Annotated in this window: 10 protein-coding genes and 2 riboswitches; of the genes, 9 read left to right on the top strand and 1 reads right to left on the bottom strand. The window is 69.6% G+C overall.

Features of this window, described 5'->3' with window-relative positions:
• Nucleotides 1–81: 81 nt before the first annotated feature.
• From AQ610_RS00790 to gcvP, 5 genes are all read left to right on the top strand, one after another.
• The gene (locus AQ610_RS00790) at nt 82–1,134 is read left to right on the top strand and encodes an oxidoreductase (protein WP_009913979.1); all 1,053 of its coding nucleotides are present in this window, start codon (nt 82–84) and stop codon (nt 1,132–1,134) included.
• 146 nt (nt 1,135–1,280) lie between these two features.
• Nucleotides 1,281–1,640 (top strand): hypothetical protein, encoded by a 360-nt coding sequence (locus AQ610_RS00785; RefSeq protein WP_009913980.1) that lies wholly within the window; start codon nt 1,281–1,283, stop codon nt 1,638–1,640.
• Between the two features lie 250 nt (nt 1,641–1,890).
• Nucleotides 1,891–1,999: riboswitch (glycine riboswitch) on the top strand.
• 33 nt (nt 2,000–2,032) lie between these two features.
• A riboswitch (glycine riboswitch) is annotated at nt 2,033–2,169 on the top strand.
• A gap of 97 nt (nt 2,170–2,266) precedes the next feature.
• Nucleotides 2,267–3,385, top strand: a complete 1,119-nt coding sequence (gene gcvT, locus AQ610_RS00780; RefSeq protein WP_009913982.1) for a glycine cleavage system aminomethyltransferase GcvT — start codon at nt 2,267–2,269, stop codon at nt 3,383–3,385.
• Nucleotides 3,386–3,465: 80 nt separating this feature from the next.
• Nucleotides 3,466–3,846 carry a glycine cleavage system protein GcvH gene (gcvH, locus tag AQ610_RS00775; RefSeq protein ID WP_006023888.1) on the top strand — a complete coding sequence of 127 codons (381 nt, stop codon included), beginning with the start codon at nt 3,466–3,468 and terminating at the stop codon, nt 3,844–3,846.
• A gap of 159 nt (nt 3,847–4,005) precedes the next feature.
• Nucleotides 4,006–6,933 (top strand): aminomethyl-transferring glycine dehydrogenase, encoded by a 2,928-nt coding sequence (gene gcvP / locus AQ610_RS00770; protein WP_006023889.1) that lies wholly within the window; start codon nt 4,006–4,008, stop codon nt 6,931–6,933.
• Here the strand turns inward: gcvP and AQ610_RS38305 are convergent.
• Nucleotides 6,924–7,049: a hypothetical protein gene (locus AQ610_RS38305; RefSeq protein ID WP_006023890.1), complete on the bottom strand. Its 126-nt coding sequence runs from the start codon at nt 7,047–7,049 to the stop codon at nt 6,924–6,926. The genes gcvP and AQ610_RS38305 overlap by 10 nt on opposite strands.
• Nucleotides 7,050–7,084: 35 nt before the next feature.
• Between AQ610_RS38305 and AQ610_RS00765 the strand changes: the two genes are divergently transcribed.
• The 4 genes from AQ610_RS00765 to AQ610_RS00750 all read left to right on the top strand — a co-directional run bounded on the left by AQ610_RS00765 (nt 7,085) and on the right by AQ610_RS00750 (nt 12,544).
• The gene (locus tag AQ610_RS00765) at nt 7,085–8,203 is read left to right on the top strand and encodes an alginate lyase family protein (protein ID WP_006023891.1); all 1,119 of its coding nucleotides are present in this window, start codon (nt 7,085–7,087) and stop codon (nt 8,201–8,203) included.
• Nucleotides 8,204–8,236: 33 nt separating this feature from the next.
• Nucleotides 8,237–9,625 carry an L-serine ammonia-lyase gene (locus tag AQ610_RS00760; protein WP_006023892.1) on the top strand — a complete coding sequence of 463 codons (1,389 nt, stop codon included), beginning with the start codon at nt 8,237–8,239 and terminating at the stop codon, nt 9,623–9,625.
• A 119-nt stretch (nt 9,626–9,744) separates the two neighbouring features.
• On the top strand, nt 9,745–11,448 hold the full coding sequence (locus AQ610_RS00755; protein WP_043281870.1) for a thiamine pyrophosphate-binding protein: 1,704 nt from the start codon (nt 9,745–9,747) through the stop codon (nt 11,446–11,448).
• A gap of 28 nt (nt 11,449–11,476) precedes the next feature.
• Nucleotides 11,477–12,544: a glycosyltransferase family 9 protein gene (locus AQ610_RS00750; protein ID WP_006023894.1), complete on the top strand. Its 1,068-nt coding sequence runs from the start codon at nt 11,477–11,479 to the stop codon at nt 12,542–12,544.
• The last annotated feature ends 51 nt before the right edge of the window (nt 12,545–12,595 follow it).

Here is a 12,595-nt window from a genome sequence, read left to right as displayed (position 1 = left end):
TCGGCATGCCACAATAGGCATCCGTCGCCGTGCGGCGTCCGAGCCGCGGCGCCCCCGTTTCGCAAGCAGACAGGATCGTTCATGTCGTCAATGCTCAAGATTGGTTTGATGGGTTTCGGTTTTGCAGGCGCGACGTTCCACGCGCCCGTCATCGCGCACAGCGGCCGCACGCAGCTTGCCGCGATCGCGACCGGCCAGCCGGACCGCGCGGCCGCCGCGTATCCGGGCGCCGTCGTCGTGGCGGATCTCGACGCGCTCGTCGCGCGCGAGGATGTCGAGTGCGTCGTGATCGCGACGCCGAACGACACGCATGTCGAGCTGGCGAAGCGGGCGCTCGAAGCGGGCAAGCACGTGGTCGTCGACAAGCCGGTCACGCTGTCGGCCGCCGATGCGCTCGTGCTCGCGCGTCTCGCGGCCGCGTGCGGCCGCGTGTTCGCTCCGTTCCACAACCGCCGCTGGGACGGCGATTTCCTGACCGTGCGCCGGCTCGTCGAAAGCGGCGAGCTCGGCCGCATCGCCTATTTCGAATCACACTTCGACCGCTTCCGCCCGCACGTGCGCACGCGCTGGCGCGAGGAAGCGGCGCGCGGCGGCGGGCTGCTGTTCGATCTCGGCCCGCACCTGATCGATCAGGCGCTCGCGCTGTTCGGCGCGCCGGACACGGTGAGCGCGACGGTGAAGACCCGCCGCGACGGCGGCGACGCGCCCGACTTCGTCCACCTGCAGCTCGGCTATCCGGACAAGGACGTCGTGCTGCACGCGAGCGCGCTCGCGGCGATCGAGCCCGCGCGCTTCACCGTGCTCGGCACGCAGGCCGGCTATCAGAAGCACGGGCTCGACACGCAGGAGGATCAACTGAAGGCGGGCCTCACGCCGGACGATGTCGAATTCGGCGGCGGCAACCCGCCGGGTGTGCTGCGCGGCCTCGACGGCGAACTCGAAGTCGAGCGGCCTGTGCCGACGCTCGACGGCCAATACGCGGAGTTCTATCGCGCGCTCGCCGCGTCGATTCACGACGGCGCGCCGTTCCCCATCGCGCCGCAGGACGCCGTCGACGTGATGACGATCATCGAGCTTGCGATGCGCAGCGAACGCGAAGGCCGGCGTCTGCCGTTCGTGCGCGAAGTGGCCTGAGCAGGCGGCGGCGCGATCGTGCCCTTCGCGTCCGGGCCTGGATCGCCGACAAACGGTTACAAACAATTCGGAAACGAACGTCATCTCGGTGCCGGTCTGAGCCGTTCGTCCCTTTACTGTCCGGCATCGACAATCAGGAGAATGTAATGCAACGGTTGATCCGCGCGGCGGCATGCTGCGTCCTCGTCTCGTCGCTCGCGGCATGTGTGGTCGCGCCGCAGCGCCCGGCGCCTGCGCCTGCGCCCCGCCCCAGTCCGCAAGTGGTCGGCTACGAGCGGATGCAGCAAATCCAGGGCCGCATCGACAACCTGAGCCATCGCATCGACGCGCGTGTGAACGCCGGCTACTATCCGCCGCCGCAAGGCGCCGGGCTCCATCGCCGGCTCGACGTGATCCGCCAGGAATCAACCGACATGGCCGCCCAGCATGGCGGCGGCCTGTCCGCCGACGAGCAGCGCGTACTCAATCAGGAACTCGACGTGGCCGCGCGCGCAATCGGCGAGTAAGCGTCCGGCGGTCTCCGGGCCGTCCGTCAGACGATACTTCGACGCGCGGCTTCGGCGCCCTTTTCGCCCAGGCCGCGCGCGCCGAGGGAATGCTTCGCGATTCCGCCCCCGGCCCGCTCACCGCTCACGACGAACGAGCGCCCCATCCCATCCGCAGCCCGCGCCGCCAACGCCGGACGCGCCGCCGCTTGCCTTAAAGCGACAGCGATTTGCCCAAATTGACAACCCATTCGCGCTCGCGTACATTCGCCCGCACGCGTCGGGAGAGCGTGCGGCCGCCGTCCGTTGATCGAAAGGCAAGCCGCGCCGCCGAAGGGGCACACCCGCAAACTCTCAGGCAAAAGGACCGACCGCGTCGAAGAACCCGTCTGGCCACATGCGTCGGACGACGTTTTTCGCACTCTGGAGAGCGGCAGTAGCCGCGTGCGCGCAACGCGACGCACGGGCAGGCTGCCCACCGAAGGGGCGCGCGCGAGCCGGATCGAGTCCGTCGCGCAATCTCTCAGGTATCGAGGACAGAGGGGCATGCACGCATCGCAGGCGGCTTCATGCGCCGGCGGTTCGCCGAGTTGCCGTTTTGTTTTCGCGCCCGGGCTTCAAGCCCGGCCGTCTTGCCTGGGACCCCGATGACCGTTCTCAAAATCACCCCGCTTCACGCCGCGCATCGCGCCCTCAACGCCCGCATGGTCGATTTCGGCGGCTGGGACATGCCCGTCAACTACGGCTCGCAGATCGAAGAGCACCAGGCGGTGCGCACCGATGCCGGCATGTTCGACGTGTCGCACATGTGCGTCGTCGATTTCACGGGCCCGCGCGTGCGCGCGTTCTTCGAGCACGCGCTCGCGAACAACGTCGCGAAGCTGCAAACGCCCGGCAAGGCGCTCTATTCGTGCCTGCTGAACCCGCAAGGCGGCGTCATCGACGATCTGATCGTCTACTACTTCACCGAGGATTTCTTCCGCGTCGTCGTGAACGCCGGCACCGCCGACAAGGACGTCGCGTGGTTCAACCAGCTCAACGAGCAAGGCGGCTTCGGCCTCACGATCGCGCCGCGCCGCGACTTCGCGATCGTCGCCGCCCAGGGCCCGAACGCGCGCGCGAAGGTGTGGGACACGATCCCCGCCGCGCGCGCCGCGACGAGCGAGCTCAAGCCATTCAACGCCGCGCAGGTCGCAGGCACGCCGTTCGGCGACCTCACCGTCGCGCGCACCGGCTACACCGGCGAGGACGGCTTCGAGATCATCGTCCCGGCGACGCACGTCGAAGCGCTGTGGAACGCGCTCGCCGAGCGCGGCGTGCGCCCGTGCGGGCTCGGCGCGCGCGACACGCTGCGCCTCGAAGCCGGCATGAATCTGTACGGCCAGGACATGGACGAGACAGTGTCGCCCCTCGACGCCGGTCTCGCGTGGACGGTCGATCTCGCCACGCCACGCGCGTTCGTCGGCCGCGACGCGCTCGAAGCGAACGGCTCGCGCGCCGCGTTCGCCGGCCTCATCCTGCAAAAGGAGAACGGCCGCGCGGGCGGCGTGCTGCGCGCGCACCAGAAGGTCGTGACGCCGCACGGCGAAGGCGAGATCACGAGCGGCACGTTCTCGCCGACGATGCAGGAATCGATCGCGTTCGCGCGCGTGCCGAAGGACGTCGCAATCGGCGACACGGTGCACGTGCAGATCCGCGACAAGCAACTCCCCGCGCGCGTGGTAAAACTGCCGTTCGTGCGCAACGGCAAGGTGCTCGCGGTCTGACGCGAAGCAACCGGCGCGCCCGCGCGCGAATCGAGACTCACATTCAAACGCTTGCAAGCATTCAATCTCAGGAGCATCCGATGAGCAACGTCCCGGCCGATCTGAAATACACCGATGAACACGAGTGGGTGCGCACCGAAGCCGACGGCACGCTGACGGTCGGCATCACCGATCACGCGCAGAGCACACTCGGCGACATCGTCTTCCTCGAACTGCCGGAAGTCGGCAAGACCGTGTCGGCGGGCGACGCCGTCGGCGTCGTCGAGTCGGTGAAGGCGGCGTCCGACATCTACTCGCCGGTATCGGGCGAAGTCGTCGAAGTGAACGCGGCGATCGTCGACACGCCGGACGAAGTCAACAGCGACGCGTACGCGAGCTGGCTCTTCAAGATCAAGCTCGCCGACGGCGCGTCGACCGACAAGCTGATCGACGCAGCGGCCTACAGCAAGCTGATCGACTAACAACCATTCACGAACCGCGCGGCGCGTGGGCCGGCTGGCCCCGCCCCGCATGGGACCGCCACGGGGCTGGAGCAAGCGCTGAAGCGCTCACTCCAGCCAGCCGCGCCATGGGATCAGAGTAAGCGCTAAAGCGCTAACTCTGATCGACACAGGACCACCATGAAGCTCGAACACCCGGACCGTCTGATGAACCGCACGCCCCTCTCGCTCGCCGCGCTCGAAACGCACGACGCGTTCGCCGAACGCCACATCGGCCCCGATGCCGCCAGCCAGCAGGCAATGCTCGACACGCTCGGCTTCGCGTCGCGCGCCGACCTGATCGACGCCGTGATCCCCGCGCCGATCCGCCGCGAGGAGACGCTGCCGCTCGGCCCGTTCGCGCAACCGAAGAGCGAGGCGGAAGCGCTCGCCGCGCTGCGCGCGCTCGCGGACAAGAACCAGGTGTTCCGCTCCTACATCGGCCAGGGCTACTACGACACGCACACCCCGGCCGTCATCCTGCGCAACGTGCTCGAAAACCCGGCGTGGTACACCGCGTACACGCCGTACCAGCCTGAAATCTCGCAGGGCCGCCTCGAAGCGCTGCTGAACTTCCAGCAGATGATCGCCGACCTGACAGGCCTCGCAATCGCGAATGCGTCGCTGCTCGACGAGGCAACGGCCGCAGCCGAAGCGATGACGCTGCTGCAACGCGTCGGCAAGCCGCAGTCGAATGTGTTCTACGTCGCCGACGACGTGCTGCCGCAAACGCTCGAAGTAGTGAAAACGCGCGCGAAGCCGGCCGGCATCGAAGTGAAGACGGGCCCGGCCGCCGACGCCGCGGGCGCGAACGCGTTCGGCGTGCTGCTGCAATATCCGGGCGCGAACGGCGATGTGCGCGACTATCGCGCGCTCGCCGAAGCGATCCACGCCGCGGGCGGCCACGTCGTCGTCGCGGCCGACATCCTCGCGCTCACCGTGCTCACGCCGCCCGGCGAATGGGGCGCGGACGTCGCGGTCGGCAACACGCAGCGCTTCGGCGTGCCGATGGGCTTCGGCGGCCCGCACGCCGCATACCTGGCGGTGCGCGACGAATTCAAGCGGCAGATGCCGGGCCGCCTCGTCGGCGTGACCGTCGACGCGCAGGGCAAGTCCGCGCTGCGCCTCGCGCTGCAAACGCGCGAGCAGCACATCCGCCGCGAGAAGGCGACATCCAACGTCTGCACCGCGCAGGCGCTCCTCGCGATCATGGCGAGCATGTACGCGGTCTATCACGGCCCGCGCGGCCTGAAGACGATCGCGCTGCGCGTGAACCGCATCGCGGCGCTCCTCGCCGCGGGCGTGAAGCAACTCGGCTACGCAACCGTCAACGACACGTTCTTCGACACGCTGACAATCGACGCCGGCGCGCGCACCGCGCAGATCCACGCGCTCGCGAACGCGAAGCGCATCAACCTGCGCCGCGTGAGCGACACGCGCGTCGGCATCTCGGTCGACGAAACGACGACCCGCACCGATCTCGCCGACCTGCTCGCCATCTTCGCGCAGGCGGCAGGCGCGACGGCGCCCGACGTCGCCGCGCTCGACGCGGCCCTGCCGGGCACGGCCGTGCTGCCCGCCGGCCTCGAGCGCACGAGCGCGTACCTCACGCACCACGTGTTCAACCGCCACCATTCGGAAACGGAAATGCTGCGCTACCTGCGCAGCCTGTCGGACAAGGATCTCGCGCTCGACCGCGCGATGATCCCGCTCGGCTCGTGCACGATGAAGCTGAACGCGACGTCGGAAATGCTGCCCGTCACGTGGCCCGAGTTCGGCCAGATCCACCCGTTCGCGCCCGCCGAGCAGACGGCCGGCTATCGCGAGATGATCGACCAGCTCGAGCAGATGCTCGTCGCGGCGACGGGCTACGCGGCCGTGTCGCTGCAGCCGAACGCCGGTTCGCAGGGCGAGTACGCGGGCCTCCTCGTCATCCGCGCGTATCACGAGTCGCGCGGCGAGAGCCATCGCAACGTCTGCCTGATCCCGGCTTCCGCGCACGGCACGAACCCGGCGTCCGCGCACATGGCGGGCATGAAGGTCGTCGTCGTCGCGTGCGACGCGCAGGGCAACGTCGACATCGCCGATCTGAAGGCGAAGGCCGAGCAGCATGCGAACGACCTCGCGGCGATCATGATCACGTATCCGTCGACGCACGGCGTGTTCGAGCAGAACGTCCGCGAGATCTGCGAGATCGTGCATGCGCACGGCGGCCAGGTGTACGTCGACGGCGCGAACATGAACGCGATGGTCGGCCTGACCGCGCCCGGCCAGTTCGGCGGCGACGTGTCGCACCTGAACCTGCACAAGACCTTCTGCATCCCGCACGGCGGCGGCGGCCCCGGCGTCGGCCCGGTCGCGGTCGGCCCGCACCTCGCGAAGTTCCTGCCGAACCAGCGCTCGACGGGCTACGCGCGCGGCGAAGAAGGCATCGGCGCGGTGTCGGCCGCCCCGTACGGCTCGGCGTCGATCCTGCCGATCTCGTGGATGTACATCGCGATGATGGGCGCGAAGAACCTGACCGCCGCGACCGAAACCGCGATCCTCAACGCGAACTACATCGCGAAGCGCCTCGCGCCGCACTACCCGGTGCTGTACTCGGGTCCGGGCGGGCTGGTCGCGCACGAGTGCATTCTGGATCTGCGCCCGATCAAGGATTCGAGCGGCATCACCGTCGATGACGTCGCGAAGCGCCTGATGGATTACGGCTTCCACGCGCCGACGATGAGCTTCCCGGTGCCCGGCACGCTGATGGTCGAGCCGACCGAATCGGAATCGCAGGAGGAACTGGACCGCTTCGTCGCGGCGATGATCGCGATCCGCGACGAAATCCGCGCGGTCGAGGAAGGCCGCGCCGACCGCGAGGACAATCCGCTGCGTCACGCGCCGCACACGGCGGCCGTCGTCACCGCGAACGAATGGCCGCACGCGTACTCGCGCGAGCAAGCCGCGTTCCCGGTCGCGTCGCTCACGACGAACAAGTACTGGCCGCCCGTCGGCCGTGCGGACAACGCATATGGCGACCGCAATCTGTTCTGCTCCTGCGTGCCGGTATCGGATTACGCCTGACGCGCCGGCGCGGCCCGCGCGCCGCGCCGCCCTTCCTTCACCGACGACGCGCCGTCCGCAATACTTTGTTGCGGACGGCGCGCGTGTTCGCATTCGCCCGCAAGTCCGGCTAACATCTCACACCGCGATCCAGCCAACAAAGGAGTTCTGCATGGTGCGTCAGACGTTTCCGGGCCGCGCGCAGGCGATGCGGCGGCGCTTGAGCGCGCTCGCGCCGGCGCTCGTCGCCGCCGCCGCGCTGGCGGCGGCCGGCCCCGCGCGGGCGGCGATGAATTTCTGCGCCGCCCCCGCGCTGCAAAGCAGCGAGGCGACGCATGCCGAACCGGGCGTGCAGGCGCTCATCAAGAGCGTCGACGCGCACCTGAACGACGAGCCGAAGGCGCTGCCGCGCGTGCACACCGAGGGCACGCTGCCGCACGAGGGCATTTACGACCAGAGCGCCGAGGCGCTCAACGACCTGGAACTGATGCGCAACGCGGCGCTCGCGTGGCGCGTGACGAACCAGAGCCGCTATCTGGCGCTCGTCGACCGCTTTCTGTCGACGTGGGTGAACACGTACCGCCCGAGCTTCAATCCGATCGACGAGACGCGCTTCGAGAGCCTGATCCTCGCGTACGACATGACGGCGAGCGCGCTGCCCGTGAAGACGCGCAACGCGACGGCCGCGTTCATCGCGTCGCTCGGCAACGGCTACGTGCAGGAGATCGACGCGCAGAAGCGCCCGCTCAAGGGCACGTGGCGCAACAACTGGCAAAGCCACCGGATCAAGCTGATCGCGCTCGCCGCGTTCACGCTCGGCGACCGCAAGATGATGAACGCCGCGCAGCGGCTCTTCATCGAGCATCTCGCCGACAACATCGAGCCCGACGGCACGACGTACGATTTTCTCGAGCGCGACGCGCTGCACTATGCGGTCTACGATCTGCAGCCGCTCGTCACGGCCGCGCTCGCCGCGCGGCGCTTCAACCGCAACTGGCTGCGCGAGCGCGCGCCGAACGGCGCGACGCTCGCCGCCGCGCTCGACTGGCTCGCGCCGTACGCGCGCGGCGAGAAGACGCACGAGGAATTCGTCCACTCGCCGGTGCCGTTCGACGCGAAGCGCCGCGAGGCGGGCCTGCCCGGCTACTCGGGCGCGTGGGAGCCGAAGAACGCGACCGAGCTGTTCCATCTCGCCGCGCGCCTCGACGGCCGCTACACGGGCATCGCCCAACAACTGTCGCCGATGCCGCCGGCGTGGCTGGCCGCGTGCCTGCCGTTGCCGGCGCGGTGATCCCCTCATACATCCGGTCATTCAGGAAACGAAATGGCAGTCAGCGTGTTCGATCTTTTCAAAATCGGTATCGGCCCGTCGAGTTCGCACACGGTCGGGCCGATGCGCGCCGCGCTGATGTTCGCGCAAGGGCTCGAGCGAGACGCGCTGCTCGCCGCGACCGCGAGCGTGAAGGTCGAGCTGTACGGCTCGCTCGGCGCGACCGGCAAGGGCCACGGCACCGACCGCGGCGTGATGCTCGGCCTGATGGGCGACGCGCCCGACACCGTCGATCCGTCGACAATCGCCGCGCGGCTCGATGCGGTGCGCGACTCGAAGGCGCTCGCGCTGCTCGGCACGCACCCGGTGCCGTTCGTGCCGAAGGAGCACATCGCGTTCTACCGGCAGGCGCTGCCCGAGCATCCCAATGCGATGAAGCTGCGCGCGACCGACGCGACGGGCGCGGTGCTGCGCGAGGCGACGTATCTGTCGGTGGGCGGCGGCTTCGTCGTCACCGCGGGCGCGGCGAACACGAAGGTGCTCGCCGCCGCCGAGCAGATGCCGCACTCGTTCCGCACGGGCGCCGAGCTGCTCGCGCTCACCGCGTCGACCGGCAAGTCGATCGCGCAGTTGATGTGGGAGAACGAGCGCGCGTGGCACACCGACGAGGAAACGCGCACGGGGCTTATGAAGATCTGGGACGTGATGCAGTCGTGCGTCGCGCGCGGCTGCGGAATCGGCAATCCGGACGCCGACGGCAACCTGCCCGGCCCGTTCCAGGTCAAGCGCCGCGCGCCGCAGCTCTACCGCGCGCTGACGGGCAATCCGGAACGCGCGCTCCAGGACCCACTGTCGATGATCGACTGGATCAACCTGTACGCGATCGCGGTCAACGAGGAGAACGCGGCGGGCGGGCGCGTCGTCACCGCGCCGACCAACGGCGCGGCGGGCATCATCCCGGCCGTCCTCCATTACTACACGCGCTTCACGCCGGGCGCGAACGAGCAAGGCGTGGCCGACTTCCTGATGACCGCGGCGGCGATCGGCATCCTCTACAAGCTCAACGCGTCGATCTCGGGCGCCGAAGTCGGCTGCCAGGGCGAAGTCGGCGTCGCGTGCTCGATGGCGGCGGGCGCGCTCGCCGCGGTGCTGGGCGGCACGCCGCAGCAGGTGGAGAACGCCGCCGAGATCGGGATGGAGCACAACCTCGGCCTCACCTGCGATCCGGTCGGCGGGATGGTGCAGATTCCGTGCATCGAGCGCAACGCGATGGCGTCGGTGAAGGCCGTCAACGCCGCGCGGATGGCGCTGCGCGGCGACGGCAGCCACTACGTGTCGCTCGACTCCGTGATCAAGACGATGCGCGAAACCGGCGCGGACATGAAAACGAAATACAAGGAGACCTCGCGCGGCGGGTTGGCGGTGAACATCGTCGAGTGCTGAGTGCTGACGCGCGGGCGCGGCGCGCGAACATCGCTGCCGTGCAGCACGCGCCCGCGCCTTCCGCCGCCCCTTCAACCGGCGTAAGCTGTACGTCCCGCCACGAAGGGAGCCCGTCTTACATGTCGATTTCCCCGGACCGAGAGCAGCGCGCCGCCACCGGCGCACGCCTGCTCGTCGACGCCATGCTCGCGAATCACGTCGAGCGCGTGTTCTGTGTTCCCGGCGAGAGCTTTCTCGCCGTCCTCGATTCCCTCGCCGACGAGACCGAACGCATCCAGACCGTCGTCTGCCGGCACGAAGCCGCCGCCGCGAACATGGCTGAGGCGCTCGGCAAGCTGACCGGCCGGCCCGGCGTCGCGTTCGTCACGCGCGGCCCCGGCGCGACGCACGCGTCGATCGGCGTGCATACCGCGTTCCAGGATTCGACGCCGATGATCCTCTTCATCGGCCAGTGCGCGCGCGAGCATCTCGATCGCGAGGCATTCCAGGAAATCGACTATCGGCGGATGTTCGGCCAGCTCGCGAAGTGGGTCGCGCAGATCGACGATCCGCGCCGCGTCCCCGAATACCTGAGCCATGCGTTTCACGTCGCGATGTCGGGCCGGCCCGGCCCCGTCGTGCTCGCGCTGCCCGAGGACGTGCTGTCCGAGCCGTGCGCGGCGCAACCCATCGCGCCCGCGGCGAAGCGCATCGCCGCCGCGCCGTCCGCCGCGCAGATGAGCGAGCTGCGCGAGCGGCTCGCGCGCGCTCGGCGGCCGCTCGTGATCGCGGGCGGCAGCGGCTGGACGCCCGACGCGTGCGCGGATCTGCGCACCTTCGTCGAGCGCTGGCAATTGCCGGTCGCCTGCGCGTTCCGCTATCAGGACACGTTCGACAACGAGCATCCGCAGTACGCGGGCGACGTCGGCCTCGGCGTGAACCCCGAGCTCGCGCGCCGCATCCGCGAAGCAGATCTGCTGTTCGCGCTCGGCCCGCGCCTCGGCGAAGCGACGACGGGCGGCTACACGCTGATCGACATTCCGAAGCCGAAGCAGGTGCTCGTTCATGTGCATCAGGGCGCGGACGAGCTGGGGCGCGTCTATGCGGCCGATCTGCCGATCGCCTCCGGCATGCCCGAGATCGCCGCGCAGCTCGCCGCGCTCGAGCCGCCGGCGTCGCCCGCGTGGGCGGGCAGCGCCGCCGACGCGCATCGCGCGTACCTCGACTGGCGCGCGCCGCGGCCGATGCCGGGCGACGTGCAGCTCGGCGACCTGATGCGGCAATTGCGCGAACGGCTGCCGCACGACGCGATCGTCACGAACGGCGCCGGCAACTACGCGGCATGGCTGCATCGCCACTTCGCATACCGGCACTTCCGCTCGCAGCTCGCGCCGACGAGCGGCGCGATGGGCTACGGCGTGCCGGCCGCGCTCGCCGCGAAATCGCTGTATCCGCAGCGCACGGTCGTCGCGCTCGCGGGCGACGGCTGCTTCATGATGGCGGGCAACGAACTCGCGACCGCGATCCAGTACGGGCTCGCGATCATCGTGCTCGTCGTGAACAACGGCCATTTCGGCACGATCCGCATGCATCAGGAGCGCAACTATCCGGGGCGGGTGCACGGCACCGGGCTCACGAACCCGGATTTCGCCGCGTATGCGCGCGCGTTCGGCGCGCACGGCGAGACCGTCGAGCGCACCGCCGATTTCCTGCCCGCGCTCGACCGCGCGCTCGCGAGCGGCCTGCCCGCGCTAATCGAGATCCGCGTGCCGCAGGACGCGTGCACGCCCGCTGCGACGCTCGAGCAGGTGCGCGAGCAAGGGCTGCGCGCGCGGCGCGCCTGACGGCACGGCCGATGAGCGCTCCTTCGCGATGACGACGACATTCGATGAAACCGTGCTGTCGCCCGCCGACGCGCTCGCGTACCCCGGCACGCTGCTCGCGCCGGACGGACGGCTCGTCGCGCCCTACGATCTCGAATGCGCGGGCGCCGACGCGCGCGGCTACGTCGGCGCGGCGGCCCGCGCCAGGCTGTTGCATGCGGCAAGCCGCCCGTTCACGCTCGATTACGCGACGTTGTCGACGGTTCACGTGATCAACGGCATGGGCGTCGCGCTCGGCGATTCGGTGATCGGGCTGACCGCGCTCGCGGCGATCGAGGCGCGCCATCCGCACGTGCGCTTCGTGCTGTACCGGCCCGCGCGCGCGCCCGCGTATGTCGACGCGCTTTACCGGCTCGCGGCCGACACGATCGCGCCGATCCGCGCGCTGCCGTGGCCCGCCGCCGGCCTGCCGGCGCGCGACACGCGCATCGACCTCGGCAATCACCTGTACTGGCCCGCATTCGCGGCGCTGCCGATGATCGACTTCTTCCTCGCGTCGCTCGGCGTGCCGCCCGAGTCGATCGCGGCCGACGCGAAATGCAACCGCTGGCTCGCGCGATTGACGCTGCCCGCGCTGCCGCCCGAATGGCGCGGCCGGCCGTACGCGCTGTTCTGCCCGCAGGCGAGCACGCCGCTGCGCAGCATCCCGGCGGCGCGGCGCGCGGCGCTCGTCGAGCGGCTCGCGCGGACCTATCGGCTGCCCGTGCTCGGCTTCGGGCCGATCGATCATCCGGACTATGTCGACGTGAGCGGCCACTCCGCCGATACCGCGCATTTCGTCAGTTGGGTCGGGCAGGCGAGCGTCGCGCTCTGCGCGGACACGTCGGCCGTGCACATCGCGGCCGGGTTCGACGTGCCGACGCTCGCGTGCTTTTCGAGCATCGCGCCCGAGCTGCGGGTGCGCGACTATCCGTTTTGCACGGCAATCGAGCTCGATGTGCCCGAGATGCTGCGCAATCGCCACAAAAGCGAGGCAGCGGACGATATCGCGCAAGTCGACGCCGCGTATCGGCGAATCGACTGGGACACGATCGCGTGGCCGCAGCCGCGGGGGTGAGCGTCGGCGCGGCTGAGCGGCCGATCCCGCCGGCGCGCCGGGTGCGTCGCG

This window comes from Burkholderia humptydooensis, from assembly GCF_001513745.1.
In the GTDB taxonomy this organism is placed as follows: Bacteria; Pseudomonadota; Gammaproteobacteria; order Burkholderiales; family Burkholderiaceae; genus Burkholderia; species Burkholderia humptydooensis.
Note: the sequence above shows the minus strand (reverse complement) of the source record. Positions and strands in the feature narration are given on the sequence as shown.